This window comes from Roseivivax sediminis (assembly GCF_900112685.1).
GTDB lineage: Bacteria > Pseudomonadota > Alphaproteobacteria > Rhodobacterales > Rhodobacteraceae > Roseivivax > Roseivivax sediminis.
In genome coordinates this window covers 246,201-263,933 of sequence record NZ_FOMS01000002.1, presented here as the reverse complement: position 1 = coordinate 263,933, position 17,733 = coordinate 246,201, and the positions used below count along the sequence as shown (strand labels likewise).

Genomic DNA, 17,733 nt, shown 5'->3' with positions numbered 1-17,733 from the left:
ATCGTGAGTCGCGGGCCGGCGCCCGCCTTGATCGTTGGACATCGAAGCTATGGACGCCCCCGCGGAACGTCAAGATCGGGTGGCCTCGGCCAGCGCCGCCCTCACGATGCTGTGCGGCAACTCCATGAGGCGCGGAGCGGCCGTCCAGAGAAGCGCCACGTCGACGGTGCGGCCGGGATAGATCGCCCCCAGCATCGCCGCATAAGCGCCCATCTGGCGCAGAAGGCCGGGGGGGACGTCCTCTGCCCTTTCGGGCATCGTCCGGTTGGACTTGAAGTCCACCGCCAGCACCCGATCGGGCGCCACGATCAGCCGGTCGATCACACCCGAAAGGCGGCCGATCCCCGGCACCTCGGCGCTCAGCGGCACCTCGGCGAGCGCCTCGCCGGAAAAGAGCGGCGCAAGTTCCGGGTCGGCCAGCACCGCCTCCGCCTCGGCCAGAAGCGCCGGAAGCGTCGCGGCATCGTCCGGCAGCAGGCACGCGGCGGCCTCTGCGCGGGCCTCGGGGGCGAGCGTCGGCAGGACCTCGAGCAGCAGGTGCAGCGCGGTGCCGCGGGCCTTGGCGGCCTCGCTATCGTCGCCGGCGGCGCCCGGTAGCGCCTTCGCGCCGCCAAGGTCCGAGGGGCTGCGCAGCTCAGCCGCCTCTTCCGGGACCGGGGCGGGATCGCGGAAGAACGTGGGCAGCTCGGGCGCGGCGGCCGCCTCCTCCTCCGCCTCGGCCAAGGGCAGATCCGCCCAGTCCGCGCCGAGGCGCAGCCCCTCCCCGCCCCCGTGCGGGCCGAAGTCGAACCCGTGCGGCGCGGCGCCTGCCCGGTCCATCCCGGCGCGGACCTGGCTGTACCAGTCGTCGCCCTGCTTGCCGAGATCGCCGGAGGCAGCGACGATCAGCCAGCGCTCCGCCCGCGTCATCGCCACGTAAAGCAGGCGGTCCCGCTCCTCGGCTTCGCGCGCCTTGCGGGCGTCCTCCGCCGCTTCCTGCGCGGCCGGCTTGGGGCCGGAGAGCGGCCAGAACGCCGCCTCCCCGACAGCAAGCAGCGCATCGCGGCGGCGTGTCACCGGCGCCCGCGCGTCCGGCAGGATCACCACCGGCGCCTCCAGTCCCTTCGCGCCGTGCACCGTCATCACCCGGATGCGGTCGCCGGCGGCCTCGGGGCTGCGCTTGATCTCCGGATCGTCGGTCTGCATCCATTGCAGGAACCCGGTGAGCGAGGGCACCGACGCCTCCTCGTAGGACAGCGCCTGGCCGAGCAGCGCGTCGATCCCGTCCTCGGCCTCCTGCCCCAGCCGCCCGATCAGGCGGCGACGGCCGTCATGGCGCGTCAGGAGGCGCTCGATCAGATCGTAGGGGCGCAGGAAATCGGCCTGCCCGCGCAGATCGTCGAGGATGGCGAGCGTTTCGGGATGATCCTCCCGCTTCGCGCGCAGAGCCTCCCACAGCCGGCCCTTGCGGCCTTGGGCGAGGCTGTAGAGATCCTGCTCGGACCAGCCGAAGAGCGGCGAGCGCAGGGCGGCGGCGAGAGACAGATCGTCGTCCTGCACCGACAGGAAGGCGAGCGTCGCGCCGATGTCCTTCACGGCAAGCTCCGCCGTCACGCGCAGCCTGTCGGCGCCGGCCACCGGCAGCCCGCGCGCCTTGCACGCCCGGATCGTCTCGCGAAAGAGCATGCCGCGCCCGCGCACGAGGATCAGGATGTCGCCCGCGTGCACGGGGCGCCGCGCGAGCGTGCCGCTGCGCTCCACCGGCAGGGTCTCGGTGGCGATCATCCGCGCGATGCCCTCGGCGATGCGGCTCGCCAGCACCTTGTCGTGGTGCGTCGGGCTCACCCGGTCGACAGGATCGTACCAGGGCGGCTCCTCCGGCGTTTCGGCCTTGGGCACGTGAGGCCAGAGGTCGACGCGGCCCGGCACATGCGCCTTGAACGCGATGTGACGCTCTTCGGGGACGAAGCCGCTCGCCTCGCGCCCCTCGAAGGTGCGGTCGACGACATCGAGGATCGGCGCGGAGGACCGGAAGGAATGGGCCAGCGTGAGCGTGGCGAGCGGGCGTTCGGTCGCCGCGAGGCGCTGCGCGAAATCGTCCCGCATCCGGTCGAAACCCGAGGGGTCCGCCCCCTGGAAGGAGTAGATCGACTGCTTCTTGTCGCCCACCACGAAGATCGTGCGCGGCGTGTCCGACCGCGCCCCGGCGCCCGAGGTGAATTCCCGCGCCAGCCGTTCGATCACCTGCCATTGCCGGGGGCTGGTGTCCTGCGCCTCGTCCACGAGGATATGGTCGATCCCGCCGTCGAGCCGGTAGAGCACCCAGTCGGCCACCCGGTCGTCGGACAGAAGCGCCTCCGTCCGGTCGATCAGGTCGTCGAAGTCGAGCCAGCCGCGCGCCTCCTTCGCGGCCTCGTAGGCGGGCAGGAAAGCCTGCGCGAAACGGTGGAGCGCAAGGTCGCGGTCGGATGCGGCAAGGGCGAGGCGGAGCGGGCGCACATCCTCCACCCGCTGCATGAGCGCATCGATCTCCGGCTGGAGGTCGGAAAGGCCAGCGGCCTTCTGGCAAGCCTTCGTCGGAACGCCGCCGAGCTTGGCGGCGAAAGGCGACTTGGCCTTTTCCCCGGTCAGGAAGACACCTTCGAGGACCGCGAGGGCCTCGGGGCGGGCGAGATCGAGCCCATCGAGCCGCGCGGCAGTCTTCTGGTCGGTGCTGCCGCCATGCGCGCGCATCGCCGCGACGAGCCGGCCAAGAAGCTCCGCCTCCCCGCCCAGGAACACGCGGCCGTGCAGGCTGGCGGCGTCCACCCCCTCTGGCACGTCGTAAAGCGCGCGGATCTCGGCATCCTGCCGTGGCGGAAGAAAGGCGCGGCGGCGGCCGATCACCGCGCGGACGAGGTCGTCGAGGCTGTCATCGCTGCCGGTGAAATGGCGCGCGAGGTCGCTGACCACCGCCGCCTGAGGACCGCCCGCGAGCGTATCGAGGATTTCGGCGCGCAGAAGCTCGGCGGCGCGGTCCTCCATCTCCTTGAACTGCGGGCTGACGCGCGCCTCCAGCGGAAAGCGGCGCAGAAGCGCGGCGCAGAACGAGTGGATCGTCTGGATCCGAAGGCCGCCCGGCGTCTCGATCGCGCGGGCAAAGAGCGTGCGGGCGCGTTGCAGGAACACCCGTCCGAGATCATGCTCGACGCCAAGCGCGCGCAGCTCGGCCCGCAGATCGTCGTCGGGGCGCATCGCCCAGGCACCCAGCCGTGTGAACAGGCGGTTCTGCATCTCGGAGGCCGCCGCCTTGGTGTAGGTCAGGCACAGGATGTTCTCGGGCGCGACCTCGTCCAGCAGGAGCCGCGCCACCCTGTCGGTGAGCACGCGCGTCTTGCCCGACCCGGCATTGGCCGCCAGCCAAGTGGACGCGCTCGGCGTCGCAGCGTCGACCTGCCGCTGGGTGGCGTCGTCCCTCATGCCAGACGCTCCTTCGCGGCGGGGTCCGTGACCTCCCATTCGCCGAGCCGCGAGAGGTGGTCGTAATCGCTCGCCGCCGCGTCCTCCTGCATGGCGCGGCGGGCGGTGAAGCCGTGATCCTCCTCCAGCATCCCGGCGATCAGGCGCTCGAACTCGGCCCAGACCTCATCGGGCGGGGCCACGTCGAGATCGAGCGGCTTTTCCCCCGCATCGGAGCTGAGACCGATATAGGCCAGCCCCGCGATGTGACGCGGGGCGAGGTTCGGGAAGCCGCCGCGCAGCGCCATCCCGGCCTCGAGCAGAAGCTGCTTGTCGAAATAGCGCTCCCGCTCCGAGCTGGGCACCGGGCCGGTCTTGTAATCGTAGATCCACGCGCCGCCGCGGTCGTCGATGTCGATCCGGTCGGCGGTGCCGGTGAGGCGGAAGCCCGTCGCCGGCAGGTCTACCTTGCCGCCGATCTCGAGCCGCTCGGGATGGGGCGCGGCGCGGGCCTGGCGGACGGCCTCTTCGGTCACGAAGCCGGGCGCGACGCGGCCCATGCGCGCCTCCCACAGCTGCCGGATCGTCGGGAACGGCAACTCCGCCAGCCCGCGCCGCACCGCCTCCATCAACGCGTCGGGCGAAAGCGTGACCGGGTCCTCAAGCGTACCCCGGACGTAAGCGTCGAGCACCGCGTGCAGCACGATCCCCCGCAACAGCGCGTCCGGCGCGCGCTGAAGCGGGCCGAGCGGGCGCAGGTTCAGCACGTGCGCGGCGTAGATCGCATAGGGATCGCGGATCAGCGTCTTGATCCGCGTGACCGAAAGCTGGCGCGGCCGCACGTCCACCGGCGGCACCGGCGCGGGGCGCGGCGCAGGGGCGGCTTCGATGGGCGCCTCCAGCGCGCTGGCGAGCCCCAGCCAGTGATCGCCCCGCGCCCGCATCGCCGTCAGCGCCGCCTTGCCGCCCTGCGCGTCGAGCCCGGTCATCAGGTTGGTCAGCCGGTTGAGCCAGCGCGACGGCACCGTCTCCGCATCGTCGGACTTCTTCGACCGGGTGAGCCAGACCTCCTGCCCGGCCACCGCCTGCTGGAAGTCGTGCGCCGAAAGGCCGATGCGCCGCTCGGGCAGCAGGAGCCCCGCATCGGCGCGCATCCGGCGATTGAGCCACGGATCGGGCTGCGGCATTTCGGGCCATGTGCCGTCGTTGAGCGCCCCGAGGATCAAAAGATCGCCCCCCGTCACCCGCGCCTCCAGCGTGCCCCAGATGCGTATATGGGGGTGCACGGTGTCGCTCTGCCGTACCTCCACCCGGCGCAGGACGGCGTCGACCAGCGCGGCGTAATCCCGCGCCGAAAGATCCGCGCCATGCTCGGCCTCGGCGCGCAGGGCCTCCATCGCCTCGCGCACGGCGCGGCCGGCCTCCTTGTCCCAGAGTGGGGCGGGATCACCCGCCGGGCCGGCGACGATGGCCTCGGTCCGCGCGATATGCGCCTCCACCCAGCCGGGAAGCGGGTGGCGTCCCTCGACGGGCGGCTGGCAGAAGGTCGCGATGACCCATTCGGCCCAGGCCTCGGCCCCGAAGGCGGTGCCGAAGGCGCGCAGATGCGCCGCTTCGGGATAGGGGATGGACTGCTGCACCAGCCCCCGGCCCAGTCGCTCGCCGCGCAGGAACAGCTCAAGCCGCTGGCGCAGAAGGCCGTGATGATCCGCCGGATCGCCGGCATGGGCCAGCGGGTGCTTCAGCACGGTTATCAGCGCCTCGGCCGACAGCGGAGCGGCGCAAAGCTGCGCGGCATGGCGCAGAAGCCGCCCCGGCGGGGTGAGCTGCCCCGGCACCCCGGCGCTGTCGTCCGGCACGATGCCCCAGCGGCCGAGCGCCGCGCTCACCTGCCGCGTCAGCATCCGGTCAGGGGTGACCAGCGCGGCGTCCTCGCCGTCCTCGGCCGCCGCGCGCAGGCGCAGCGCGATGGCCTGCGCCTCGTCGCGGCGGGTCGGCGCCTCCACCAGCGTCATGCCCTCCGTCGCCGCGCCGAGATCGCCGAGCGTCGGTCCCTCGCTCAGCCACTGGTCGGTCACCGGCGCGGGGCGCAGCGCCAGCGACACCAGCCGGTTGCGCGCCGGCGCCGGCGGCGCGGCGTCCGTCCACGGGCGCACGTCCTGCGGGCTGAGGCCGAGCCGCTCGAAGAGGCGCGAAAAGCGGAATTGCGGGTGATCCTCCCCCGGCTGGGTGTGATCGGCGCGCGGCATCGCGTCGGTGAGCTGGTCCCAGACATGGCGCGGCAGATCGCCGTCGAAGCCGGGCAGGATCAGCGCCCCCTGCGGCAATCGCGCCACCGCCGCCATCAGCCGCAGCGTCGTGCCGCGCGAGCCGGTGGAGCCGGCGACGATCACCGGATGCTCGGGCGGCGCCGCCTGCCACGCGGCGATCCGCGCGTCCGCGATCCGCGCCTGCAGCGCGGCCGGATCGGCGGGGCTGGAGACGTCGAAATAATGCTGCACGATCTCCACGAAGCGCAGCGACCGGGCCCAGTGCCCCGACTGGTCCGACACGTCGAGGCCGGAGATCGTCTCGGGGGCGACACCCTCGATCTGCATTTCCTCCATCAGCGCGGCGAGGCTGTCGGCCAGATCGAACAGCGCCGCGCGCGGCGCGAGGTCGGGTTCGGCGTCGAGCAGGCGCGAGACCAGAGCCGTCAGCTCCAGCCGCCGGCGCAAGGGTGGCACCGCGGGCGCCAGTGTCGCCGCGACCGCCGGATCACCCGGAGAATCGAGCCGGGTGATTCGCGGCAGGAAACCGGCCGGCCCCTCGGCGAAGATCGCCTCGATCCGGCGCTTCATCCGCTGGGTGTTCACGATCACCTCGGCCCGCGCGATGGCCTCGGGCGGGGTGCCGGCGTAGCGCGCGCGCAGCCCGTCCACCACCGCGCGCGGGAAATCCACGCCGGGGGCGAGCGCGAAGATGCGCGGGCCGTCCTCGGGCGGAAAGATCATGCCGTCACCAGCGTTTCGGCGAGCGCGATGCCCTCGGGGTGGCCGACATCGCACCACTCGCCGCAGTAGGTCGTTCCGTAGAGACGGCCCTCCGCCGCGATCGCGTCCCACACGGTATTGAGCGAGAAGATCCGCTCCGGCACTGCGGCGACACGCGCCGTCTTGAGGATCTGCACGCCGGTATAGACGCGGTCGCCCCCGCGCATCAGTTGGCCGTCGTCCTGCAGGCCGAAATCCCCGCCGCCCTTGCGACCGAGCGCCTGCGGCAGCGGCACGGTCAGGAGCAGCGCGTCCATCTCCTCGGGCCGCCAGGCGGCGGCGAGCACGCCGAACGGGTTCGGCCCGCGCCAGACCGCATCGCTGTTGGAGGTAAAGACCGTATCGGCCCCCAGAAGCGGCAGCGCCGCCTTCAGCCCGCCGCCGGTGTCGAGGATCTCCGGCTCCACCGCCACGGCGATGTCCGTACCGGCAAGGTGCGCCTCGATCCGGCCCGCCAGGTAGTGCGCGTTCACGACAATGCGCAATTCGCCGTGCTCCCGCGCCAGATCGAGCGTGCGGTCGAGCAGGTTGCGCCCCGCCACCGGAAGGAGCGGCTTGGGGCAATCGTCGGTCAGCGGGCGCATCCGCGTGCCGAAGCCCGCCGCGAAGACCATCAGGGCGTCGGGCATGACTTGAGCCTTTGCAGCAGGTCGGGCGCCGGCGCCGGCAGCGCGGTCACCAGCGGCGCGACGGGAGCGAGCGCGGGATGCGCGAGATCGCCCATGAGATTGCGCCAGACCCGCGGGATGAGGTCGACGTAATGCGTGCGCCCGCGCACCGCGGCGAGCCGGGCGAAGACGCCCAGAAGCCGCAGGTTGCGCTGCGCGCCAAGCGCGGCATAGGCGGCGCGAAACCGCGCGGCGTCCTGCCCGGTCGCGGAGAGGTAATGGGCGATGCACGCCTCCGCCGTCGCCGGCGTCACGTCGCGGCGCGCATCCTCCAGCAGCGACACGAGGTCATAGGCGCGATGGCCGAGAAGCGCGTCCTGGAAATCCAACAGCCCGGCGCGGGCGACGCCGTCGCGTTCCGGCAGCCACAGCAGGTTCTCGGCGTGGTAATCGCGCAGGACCGTCACCTCGGTCTCGGGCGCGAGATCGGACAGGAGCGTGGCGAAGGCGGCTTCGGTTTCGCCCTTGAGCGACGGAGCCGGGGCTGGGTCCGCCTGCGCTGCATACCAGTCGAAGGCCAGGTCGGTGAGACCGGCCCAGTAATGCGGGCCGGCCGGTGTCAGCCCCTCGGCCGGCGGGGCGGCGTGGAGCGCGATGAGCACGTCGGTCGCGGCGATGTAGAGGTCGCGCTCCGCCGCCGGATCCTCCGCGCAGATCCGGGCGAAAAGCGCGTCGCCGAGATCCTCGATCAGGAGCAGGCCATGCGGCGCATCCATCGCGAAAGTTCCGGGCGCGCTGAGCCCCTGCGCCCTCAGATACTCCGCGATGCGGGCGAAGAGAGACACGTCACCGTCCGCGTCCTCCATCAGGATCGCGGTCTTGCCGTCCCGCAACAGCCGGGTGTAGCGGCGGGTGGAGGCGTCCCCGGCGAGCGGCGCCTCCGCCGCCCCGCCCCATCCGGCGGCATCGAGGAACGCGCTCATGTCAGCAGCCCCGACAGCACGCCATCCCAGCGCGGCGCGGTCCACTCGGCGGTAAGGCTGCGGGCGTCCTCGGAGGCGCCCGGCGCAAGGGACAGCTCCAGCGCGCCTGCGGGGGCGAAGGTACCCAGCCGGTCGGGCCATTCCACGAGGCAGATCGCGGTCTCGAAGGCGGCGTCGAGGCCGAGCTCGATCACCTCGTCGGGCCCGGACAGGCGGTAGAGGTCGGCGTGCCAGAGCTCCGCCTCGGGCGTTTCGTAGACCTGGACGAGCGTGAAGGTGGGCGACGGCACGTCCTCGGGCACTGGCAGCCGTGCCTGTATCAGCGCGCGGGCGAAATGCGTCTTGCCGGCGCCGAGGCCACCCGACAGCAGCAGCACGTCACCGGCCGCGAGCCGCGGCGCCAGCGCCCGGGCAAAGGCGGCGGTGGCGCCCGGGTCGGGCAGCGCGAGCGTGGCGGAGCGGGCGGAAGGGCTGGGCGTCATGGCGCCGAAAATGACGCGGCCCGGCCGCGGCGGCAACCGCCTTTCAGACCGTTTGCAGAAGCGTTTTCGGCGCCGTCTCCGGCATCGGGTCGCCAACGAAGCGTACCAGCGTCGCGCCGCCGTGGATCGGCTCCACCCGGCAGGCGATGCGCGCGCCGTCGTTGCGCACCACCTCGGCCTCCCACCCGGCGCGGTCGCCGAACTGGCCGACGAAATCGCGCAGCTCGCCCCAGATCGGGCTGGGCTGGCAGGCCCCCTGCCAGAGGCGCGTCGCCTCCACCACCGAAGTGTAGCTGACGTCGCTGTCGGGGTCGCTGTTCCATAGGCGGCGGTAACCGGCATTGCAGAAGGCGAGGATGCCGCCGGCGGTGAAGACCGCGATCGCGTCGTCGAAAGCGTCGATCACCGATTGCGCCAATTCCAGCTCGTGCCGGAACCGGCGGGTGAGCGACACCTCGTCGCTGATATCCTCGATCAGGAAGGCGACGGCACCGTCGGGCTGCGGCCGCCCCGTGAATCGGTAGGTCAGGCCCGACGGCAGCGACCAGGTATCGCTGTACCCTTCGTCTTGTGCGACGCGCAGCAGAATCGCCATCTCGGCCCGCCAGGTGGCATAGTCCCGAGGCTCCGGCATGACCTGGGCCTCGCGCAGCATGTCGAAGAACGACATAACATCCGGCCGCCCGGCGAGCTGTTCGGGCGACAGCCCGGTGAGGTCGGTGAGCGCCGGATTGAACAGCACCAGCGCCTGGCTGCGGTCGAAGATCGCCAGCCCCGTCGGCAGGTGGGAAAAGGTTTTCGACAGGGTCTGCACGAAGTTGCGCTGCGCCGCTTCGGCGTCGACCACGGCGTCGATCTCCGTCGCGTAGTGCAGCCAGCCCTCGACGGCGCGCTGACTGATCAGTTCGAACCAGTGCGGTCCGCCCTCCGGCACCGGATCGAGCCCGATCCGCATACTCTGACGCTCGGCCCCGGGTTCGGGCGCCGCGGGAAAGAGCGGGTCGGCGCCGGTCCGCGCCGACAGGGTGCAGTATCGGTCGTTCGCCCACGTCACGGCGCCGTCCGGGTCGGTGCGCCAGATGGGCAGGGGCGCGCGCTCCAGCGCCTCCCGGAGGGCGGTGAGTTCGGCGCGCGCCAGCGCATACTCCAGCGCCGGCGCCTCCGCCGCGCGCCCTTGATACACCGAGAGCCCGAGGCTCCGGCCCGCGCGATCGGCGCAAAGGGTGAGACCGCCGGAGTTCGCGCTGCCGAAGCGGGCGCCGGGGTCGGGCACGATATCGGGAAGGTCCGGGAACACCGTTCGCAACAGCGCTGCCAGGTCGGGCCAATGCGCCCCGACCCCATCGGACCCGCGCGGATGATCGAGCCTGTGCAGGATGCTGTCCCCCAGCGCGCTGGCATCGACCGCGCGATCGCCGCGCAAGAGGAACAACGGTTCGTGCCCGCCTGTGCGCGCCTCCGCCCCGCCTCTGCCGCGCAAGGACAGGAGCGCGATAACTGCCGTCGTCGTCGCTGCACAGGCGGCGCCGACGAGGGCGGCGAGCGTCACGGATTCGATCATTGCTCGGGCACTTCGCTGGTTCCGTCGGGAAGAGCACGGGCACGCCGAAGGCCCGCAGCCATTGCCGGCCTTGATGGCTCCGAAAGGGTAAATGTCCGGTTAAATTACTTCGATAATTCCGCTCAAGCGGCGCTGATCCGCTGCCGTTCTCGTTCCGGCGGGGTCTCTTCGGCGGCGCCGGTCGCCCGCGGGCGCGGCGGGGCGATCCGCTCCCGTGGCCAGACCACCTCCACGATCGCGCCCCGGCGGACCGGCGCGGATGTCTCGGTGCCGTGTTCCGACCCGTTGGCGAAGCTCAGCTCCGCGCCCGTGCGTTCCAGAAGCGTCTTGGCGATGAAGAGGCCCAGCCCCATGCCTTCGTATTCGGGGCGCTCGCGCGGCTCCGGCCCGGCGCGGCGCATGCGCACGAAAGGATCGCCGATGCGACCGAGGAGCTGCGGCGGAAAGCCGCGCCCGTCGTCCAGTATGCGCACCGCGATGGTGTCGTCGGTCCATAGCGCCTCGACCCACACATTGGCGCGGGCGAAATCCACCGCGTTCTGCACGAGGTTCCGCAGTCCGTGGATGATCTCGGGGCGCCGCTGGATGTGCGGCTGGGGCGATCCGCCATCACCCGAGGCTTCGATATGGAGCAACTTGCCGCGCCGCATGTGTGGCTCGGCGGCCTCCCGTATGACCGCCTCGAGCGGCGCCTGGCGGGTCTGCAGATCGTCGCTGCCCGCCCGGCCCATGGCCCGCAGGATGTCGCGGCAGCGGTCGGCCTGCCCGCGGATGAGTTCCGCATCCTCGCGCAGGTCCGGCCGGTCGGCCAGTTCCTCCACCAGTTCCGACGAAGTCAGCTTGATCGTCGCGAGCGGCGTGCCGAGCTCGTGCGCCGCCGCCGCCACCACGCCGCCGAGATCCTTGAGCTGCTGCGCCCGCGCCAGCGCCATCTGCGTCGCGGCCAGAGCCTCCTGCATGGCATGCATCTCGCTGGTCAGCCGGCGCGCATAGATGGAAATGAACACCAGCGCGATAGAGGTCGCGATCCATTGACCGAAGACGAAGAGGTCGGGGATGCGCAGAACCTCGCCGCCGTCGGTCACCAGCGGCAGGTGCCAGAACACCAGGACGGTCACCAGCACGAAGGCCATGGCGTTCAGAAGGATGGTCGAGCGCAGTCGCAGCACCGCCGCCGAGACCGTCACCGGCGCCAGTACCAGCAGCGAGAACGGATTGTGCAGTCCGCCGGTCAGGAACAGCAGGAAGCACAGTTGCAACACGTCGAACGTGATCATGAGGAAATTCTCGGGCTCCGACAGGCGCTTGGTCTCGGGAAAGACCAGCATCGCCACGAGGTTGCCGGCGACGGATACGCCCACGGCGAGAAAGCACAGCCCCATTTCGAGCTGCAGATCGTAGATCCTCTGCGCCAGGATGATCGCGACGAGTTGCCCGGCGATGGCGAACCAGCGCAGCAGGATCATCGTGCGCAGGCGGATCGCGTTGCGTTGCCGCCCGTGATCGAGCAGGTGCGGCTCGCCCCCGGGGATTACTGCGCTCTCGGACATGTGCGGCCCCTTGTCTCTTTACCCCGGCAGGCAGATTGATAGGTCTCCAGGCGGCATCGGGCAATGACGGAGCGAGACGGCATGCGTATCGGAACCGGGGTGGCGGCCATCGCCGCCGGCGTGGCGATCCTGGGGATCGTCGGAGGCACGGTGCTGTTTTCCCAGATGCGCGGCGATGCGGAGGCCTTCGCGAATTGCCGCGAGGGCAACATCGCCGGCGGCATGGGGTCCGTGGGCGGATCGTTCGAGCTGGTCTCCGAAACCGGCGAGACGGTGACCGACTCGGACGTCTTCGACACGCCGTCGCTGGTCTATTTCGGCTACACGTTCTGCCCGGATGTCTGCCCGCTCGACAATGCCCGCAATGCCGAGGCGACGGAGCTTCTGGCCGCGGAGGACGCGGAGGTGCAGCCGGTCTTCATCACCGTCGATCCGCGCCGCGACACGCCGCAGGTGATGTCCGAGTTCACCGACGCGATGCACCCGGACATGGTCGGGCTGACGGGGTCCGAGGAACAGGTGAAGGCGGCGGCGGACGCCTACCGCGTCTACTACAACGTGCCCGACACCGAGGAAGAGTATTACCTCGTGGATCACACCACCTTCACCTACCTGGTGATGCCCGAGCACGGCGTGGTGGAGTTCTTCCGGCGCGAAACCGGCGCGGCGGAGATGGCCGAGCGTGTCGGCTGCTTTCTCGACGCGGCCTAAGCGTTTGACCGAACGGGGTGCACCGCCTACCTATCCCTGCGCAGGACGAGGCGGGAGAGAACGTGCGTGACGCAGGCAGGCCATGACGAGCTGGGCAAGGACCGGACGCTGCTTCTGGTCGACGACGACGAAGCCTTTCTGAGGCGTCTCGAAAAGGCCATGGCCAAACGCGGCTTCGACGTGGAGACGGCGGACTCGGTCGCCGGGGGCAGCGCCATCGCCACCGCCCGCCCGCCGGCCTACGCGGTCGTCGATCTTCGGCTCGAGGACGGCAACGGACTCGACGTGGTGGAGGTGCTGCGCGAGAAGCGGCCCGACAGCCGGATCGTCGTGCTGACCGGATATGGCGCAATCGCCACCGCGGTGGCCGCGGTCAAGATCGGCGCCACGGACTACCTGTCGAAACCGGCCGATGCCACCGACATCATCAACGCGCTGCTGTCCCGCAGCGCGGAGATGCCGCCGCCGCCGGAGAACCCGATGTCTGCCGACCGGGTACGCTGGGAGCATATCCAGCGGGTCTACGAGCTGTGCGACCGCAACGTGTCAGAGACGGCGCGGCGGCTGAACATGCATCGCCGGACGCTCCAGCGGATCCTGGCGAAGCGGTCGCCGCGGTAGGCCGCCGGCGCGCGGGGCGCCCGGCGGCGGGAGCGAGGGGCCGGCCCCTCGCGCTCCCCGGAGTATTTGAGGCCCAAAGAAGCAGCGACGTCGCGCAGGCCCGGTCAGAGCGCGGCCATCAGCGCGGCATGGCGCGCGGTGAAATCGGCGCGCACGTCGCGCGGGGGGCGCAGGCGGATGGCAAGGTCCGAGGTCAGGTCCGGGTCGGGGCGGCCGAAGAAGCGGTCGGCCTCGGCGGGGCCGAAGCCGGCGATCTCCACTGCCTCCATCCAGGCCGACACCCGGTCGGCGCGCTTGATCTGGCGCTTGACCGTCTTGGGAATCTCCGCCGGCAGGCCGAACCGCAGGTGGATCGCCGCGGTGAGCCGGTCGTCGAGCGCGCCGTAGCCCGGCCCCACCGCCGCCTTCACCGGCGAGATCATGTCGCCGATCACGTATTCGGGCGCATCGTGCAAGAGCGCCGCCAGCCGCCATTTCGGCGGCGCGGCGGGGCATATCCGCGCGTGGATCGCCTCGACCAGAAGGGAATGTTCGGCCACCGAATAGGCGTAGTCGCCGCGCGTCTGCCCGTTCCAGCGCGCCACGAAGGCGAGACCGTGCGCGATATCCTCGATCTCGATATCCACCGGCGTGGGATCGAGCAGATCGAGCCGGCGGCCCGAGAGCATGCGTTGCCAGGCGCGGGGCTGTTTCGCCATCTGCGTGCGTCTCCGTTTTCGGCCCGGCGCCAGCGATGCCCCAGCCCCGCAGTGAGCGCAACGGGGTCACGAACGTTGTAGACCCGGCGTCACGGTGATAAGGCGGCGCCGTAATATCCGAAAACAATGGGAACGGAGAGCCTTTTTCATGGCCAAGGACTACGTCGTCAAGGATATCGATCTCGCTGGCTACGGCCGCAAGGAACTGGACATTGCGGAAACCGAGATGCCGGGCCTGATGGCCCTGCGCGAGGAATACGGAAGCTCCAAGCCGCTCGCCGGTGCGAAAATCGCCGGCTCGCTGCACATGACCATCCAGACCGCCGTCCTGATCGAGACGCTGAACGCTCTGGGTGCCGAGGTCCGCTGGGCCTCGTGCAACATCTTCTCGACCCAGGACCACGCCGCGGCCGCGATCGCCGAGGGCGGCACGCCGGTTTTCGCCGTGAAGGGCGAGACACTGGAGGAATACTGGGATTACTGCGACAAGATCTTCCACTTCGACGGGCCCGGCCAGGGCGGGTCGAACATGATTCTCGACGATGGCGGCGACGCCACGATGTACATCCTGACGGGTGCGCGCGTCGAAGCCGGCGAGGAAGACCTGATCGCGAACCCCGGTTCGGAGGAGGAGGAATTCCTCTTCGCGCAGATCCGCAAGCGCATGAAGGAGACCCCGGGTTTCTTCACCAAGCAGCGTGACGCGATCAAGGGTGTCAGCGAAGAGACCACCACGGGCGTCAACCGCCTCTATCAGCTGATGAAGGCCGGCCAGCTGCCCTTCCCGGCGATCAACGTCAACGACAGCGTCACCAAGTCGAAGTTCGACAACAAGTACGGCTGCAAGGAAAGCCTTGTCGACGGCATCCGCCGCGCCACCGACACGATGATGGCCGGCAAGGTCGCCGTGGTCTGCGGCTACGGCGACGTGGGCAAGGGCTCCGCGGCCTCGCTGCAGGGCGCCGGCGCGCGCGTGAAGGTGACCGAGAGCGATCCGATCTGCGCGCTGCAGGCGGCGATGGACGGCTTCGAGGTCGTGCTGCTCGAGGACGTGATCGACCAGGCCGACATCTTCATCACGACGACCGGCAACAAGGACGTCATCCGCGTGGACCACATGCGCGCGATGAAGGACATGGCGATCGTCGGCAACATCGGCCACTTCGACAACGAGATCCAGGTCGCGGCGCTGAAGAACCACAAGTGGACCAACATCAAGGAGCAGGTGGACATGATCGAGATGCCGGGCGGCTCTCGCATCATCCTGCTGTCCGAGGGCCGTCTGCTGAACCTCGGCAACGCCACGGGCCACCCGTCCTTCGTGATGTCGGCGTCCTTCACCAACCAGGTGCTGGCGCAGATCGAGCTGTGGACCAAGGGCGACGAGTACAAGAAAGAGGTCTACGTCCTTCCCAAGCACCTCGACGAGAAGGTCGCGCGTCTGCACCTCGGCAAGATCGGCGTGCGGCTGACGGAGCTGTCGCCCGAGCAGGCCGCCTATATCGGCGTGACGCCGGAAGGCCCGTTCAAGCCCGAGCATTATCGCTACTGATCCGCCACAGGCGGGAACCCGCCCACTCACCGTGCCGTGAGCGGCGGAAAACGGCCTGTGCAAACACTTTGGGGCCCCCGGGGAAACTTCCCCGGGGGCCCGATGCTTCCTTAGGCAGCAATGAACGTGACCAAGGAGGCACATCATGAAACTCAAGGCACTTCTGATGAGCGCGGCGACGGCGGCCCTTTTCGCAGGCGCAGCGACCGCACAGGATGACGGCTCGGCCACCGGCGGCGCCGAGGCCGAAACCGAAATGGAGGCGACCGAGGGCACCGACAGCGGCTCCGGCATGTCTGGCGAAGGCGAAGCGGCCGAAGGCGAAGCGGCTGCCCCGCAGGAGCCGGCCTTCACCTCGATCGAGGAAATGATGGTCGGTGACGTGACCGGCATGAACGTGTTCGACAGCGAAGGCTCCCGCATTGGGGAGGTCGACTACGTCATCGACCAGGGTGACGGCGCGCAGGCGGTCATCGGCATCGGCGGCTTCCTTGGCCTCGGCGAATACACCGTGGCGATCCCGGTTTCGGACTTTGAACTCAGCCAAGATCCGATGGGCTTCAACCTCGACACAGACCGCGAGACGCTTGAGCAGCAGCCGGAATTCGATGAATCCGAGGTCGAACCGCTGCCCGACGACATGATGATGTCCGAGCTGATGGCCGACGATGGCGGCGACATGGGCTCGGGAGCGTCTGAAGGCGAAGACATGGGCGCGACCGGCGGCGAAGCTGACGACACCACCGGCGGCATGTCGGAAGATCCGGGCGCAGCCACGGGTGACGACGCCGGCACTGCCACCGGCGGTGCAGCCGAAGGGGAAGACGCCGGCGGCGACATGGAAAGCGGTGACATGGAATCGGGCGACGCCGAGATGGACACCGAGTCCGAAGGCGAAGGCGAGACGGAAGACTGAACCTCGGGTAACTGAGGCAATCCTCCGCGCCACACCCGAGAGTGTGACATTGCGGTAGTCGGGCGCGCCCTTCAGGGCGCGCCTTTTTATGCGTCGCACTTCGAGTGTAAGATGCTATCTCCGGAATTTGGCAGGTGAACCCCGCTTCGCAGGACAGGTCGGGACAGCTGTACAGGGAAACTCCGGTAAATTTATCGCCGCTTTTTCGGCAATCCCTGCGGATACGGAAGTACGCCAAGCCCCTGATAAAGCAGGCGACTTGCGGCCAAGGGACGGCGCGTATCGCAGCCGCGGCGACGTCGCGCGCCTGACGCGACCGCTTTCCAGGTGCCTCGAAAAATGATGATAGGCGATAATAAGCGCTTTTTACTTATTCGCGACTCGCATCCACGCCGCGAGGTAGATATACATCATACCTATAGCGCCAGAAGGCAGCGATCCTGACATCCGGTCGGTCGGAACTCACCGAACGGATCTGCAAGAAAGCTTCGACCTTCGGCTGGCTTCCTTGCATCGGATCGCGCCCCTCTGACCTTGGCGGAGCGTGTGGGAGCGTCTCCATCATCGTCATCGGGGCAGACGGATCGGATCGGGGCACGGCTCGTGCGCCGTCTCCGAACCGACCGGGCCGCGTCCGCGCGAATGACGGGCCCTGTCGGACATCGTACCGTCGAGGCGTGTGGGAGCGCCGGGGCAGGGGTGAGCAAGACCGGGCCGCGCAAGCTGGACCGAGGGGTGAGGGCGCGGCAAGCGTCCGGAGGGTGGATGTCGGCGGTCCAAAGCCGCCGGCCGAATTCGAAGGGCCTGTGGGAGGGCCTGATCGGGGTGATTGAAAAAATGGCGGGGCCCTTCGCGTGAGCGAGGGGCCCCGTGCATGTGGGGCCGCCCCGAGCGGCGGCCGAGCCGGGTCAGGGCGTCAGGCCGGCCATCCCGCAGACGATGCGCCATTCCGCCTCCGTGACCGGCTGCACCGACAGACGGGAGTTCTTTACCAGCACCATGTCCTCCAAACCCGGCTCTGCCTTGATCTCGTCGAGCGTGACGGGTTGCTTTGCTGTCTCCAGCGCCTTGATGTCCACGCATTCCCAGCGCGCATCATCGGTGGTGCTGTCGGGATGTGCCTCGGCGATCACCTCCACGGTGCCGACGACCGCCTTCTCCTTCTGCGAATGATAAAAGAACCCGCGGTCGCCCTTCTCCATCTCGCGCATGAAGTTGCGTGCCTGGTAGTTGCGCACGCCGTCCCATTCCTCGCCCGCATCGCCCTTGGCGCATTGGTCGTCCCAGGACCAGGTCGACGGTTCGGACTTGAAGAGCCAGTAGCGCATCAGCCGATCACCTTCTTCCATTCGACAAGCTCCACCGACCCGAAAAGACCGGCCTTGGCGTAGGGATCGTCAGCCGCCCAGGCCTCGGCCGCGGCGAGGTCGGGCACGTCGAGGATCACGAGGGATCCGGCCATCCCGCCATCCACGATAAGCGGACCGGCCTGCGTCACCACGCCCGTCGCCTCGATATAGGCGAGGTGCGCGTCGCGGTTGGCCTTGCGGATCTCGAGGGAGTCGGGCTTGTCCCGGGCGATGAGGGCGACGAGCATCATGG

At 69.7% G+C, this 17,733-nt stretch carries 14 protein-coding genes; 4 read left to right on the top strand and 10 right to left on the bottom strand.

The features are described 5' to 3' along the window. Nucleotides 1–69: 69 nt before the first annotated feature. The 7 genes from addA to regB form a co-directional block, all read right to left on the bottom strand. Nucleotides 70–3,438: a double-strand break repair helicase AddA gene (addA, locus tag F3H57_RS04375; RefSeq protein ID WP_149754659.1), complete on the bottom strand. Its 3,369-nt coding sequence runs from the start codon at nucleotides 3,436–3,438 to the stop codon at nucleotides 70–72. Beyond that, nucleotides 3,435–6,410, bottom strand: a complete 2,976-nt coding sequence (gene addB, locus F3H57_RS04370; protein ID WP_188129596.1) for a double-strand break repair protein AddB — start codon at nucleotides 6,408–6,410, stop codon at nucleotides 3,435–3,437. The genes addA and addB overlap by 4 nt, the downstream gene beginning before the upstream one ends. Next, nucleotides 6,407–7,078, bottom strand: a complete 672-nt coding sequence (locus F3H57_RS04365) for a nucleotidyltransferase family protein (protein WP_149754658.1) — start codon at nucleotides 7,076–7,078, stop codon at nucleotides 6,407–6,409. Before F3H57_RS04365 ends, addB begins: the two co-directional genes overlap by 4 nt. Continuing rightward, complete coding sequence (locus F3H57_RS04360; protein ID WP_149754657.1) at nucleotides 7,063–8,040, bottom strand: aminoglycoside phosphotransferase family protein; 978 nt, start codon at nucleotides 8,038–8,040, stop codon at nucleotides 7,063–7,065. The genes F3H57_RS04365 and F3H57_RS04360 overlap by 16 nt, the downstream gene beginning before the upstream one ends. After that, entirely contained in the window at nucleotides 8,037–8,522 is a 486-nt protein-coding gene (tsaE, locus tag F3H57_RS04355; RefSeq protein WP_149754656.1) for a tRNA (adenosine(37)-N6)-threonylcarbamoyltransferase complex ATPase subunit type 1 TsaE, read from the bottom strand. Before tsaE ends, F3H57_RS04360 begins: the two co-directional genes overlap by 4 nt. A 43-nt stretch (nucleotides 8,523–8,565) precedes the next feature. Continuing rightward, entirely contained in the window at nucleotides 8,566–10,083 is a 1,518-nt protein-coding gene (locus tag F3H57_RS04350; protein ID WP_149754655.1) for a PAS-domain containing protein, read from the bottom strand. Between the two features lie 122 nt (nucleotides 10,084–10,205). Further along, nucleotides 10,206–11,633 carry a sensor histidine kinase RegB gene (gene regB / locus F3H57_RS04345; RefSeq protein ID WP_149754654.1) on the bottom strand — a complete coding sequence of 476 codons (1,428 nt, stop codon included), beginning with the start codon at nucleotides 11,631–11,633 and terminating at the stop codon, nucleotides 10,206–10,208. 81 nt (nucleotides 11,634–11,714) lie between these two features. Between regB and F3H57_RS04340 the strand changes: the two genes are divergently transcribed. Together F3H57_RS04340 and F3H57_RS04335 are read left to right on the top strand one after the other, a co-directional pair. After that, a complete protein-coding gene (locus tag F3H57_RS04340; protein ID WP_149754653.1) occupies nucleotides 11,715–12,344 on the top strand; it encodes an SCO family protein in 630 nt (209 codons plus the stop codon). Nucleotides 12,345–12,410: 66 nt separating this feature from the next. Next, nucleotides 12,411–12,965, top strand: a complete 555-nt coding sequence (locus F3H57_RS04335; RefSeq protein ID WP_149754652.1) for an ActR/PrrA/RegA family redox response regulator transcription factor — start codon at nucleotides 12,411–12,413, stop codon at nucleotides 12,963–12,965. A gap of 104 nt (nucleotides 12,966–13,069) precedes the next feature. On the opposite strand, the gene F3H57_RS04330 is transcribed toward F3H57_RS04335, so the two are convergent. After that, nucleotides 13,070–13,663: an HD domain-containing protein gene (locus F3H57_RS04330; RefSeq protein ID WP_149754651.1), complete on the bottom strand. Its 594-nt coding sequence runs from the start codon at nucleotides 13,661–13,663 to the stop codon at nucleotides 13,070–13,072. 148 nt (nucleotides 13,664–13,811) lie between these two features. On the opposite strand from F3H57_RS04330, the gene ahcY reads away from it, so the two are divergent. Together ahcY and F3H57_RS04320 are read left to right on the top strand one after the other, a co-directional pair. After that, entirely contained in the window at nucleotides 13,812–15,215 is a 1,404-nt protein-coding gene (gene ahcY, locus F3H57_RS04325; RefSeq protein WP_149754650.1) for an adenosylhomocysteinase, read from the top strand. A gap of 145 nt (nucleotides 15,216–15,360) precedes the next feature. Next, nucleotides 15,361–16,131 carry a PRC-barrel domain-containing protein gene (locus F3H57_RS04320; RefSeq protein ID WP_149754649.1) on the top strand — a complete coding sequence of 257 codons (771 nt, stop codon included), beginning with the start codon at nucleotides 15,361–15,363 and terminating at the stop codon, nucleotides 16,129–16,131. A gap of 908 nt (nucleotides 16,132–17,039) precedes the next feature. Here the strand turns inward: F3H57_RS04320 and F3H57_RS04315 are convergent. Together F3H57_RS04315 and F3H57_RS04310 are read right to left on the bottom strand one after the other, a co-directional pair. Further along, nucleotides 17,040–17,459, bottom strand: coding sequence for an EVE domain-containing protein (locus F3H57_RS04315; protein WP_149754897.1), 420 nt, complete (start codon nucleotides 17,457–17,459; stop codon nucleotides 17,040–17,042). After that, on the bottom strand, nucleotides 17,459–17,728 hold the full coding sequence (locus F3H57_RS04310; RefSeq protein WP_149754896.1) for a YciI family protein: 270 nt from the start codon (nucleotides 17,726–17,728) through the stop codon (nucleotides 17,459–17,461). The genes F3H57_RS04315 and F3H57_RS04310 overlap by 1 nt, the downstream gene beginning before the upstream one ends. Nucleotides 17,729–17,733 lie beyond the last annotated feature (5 nt).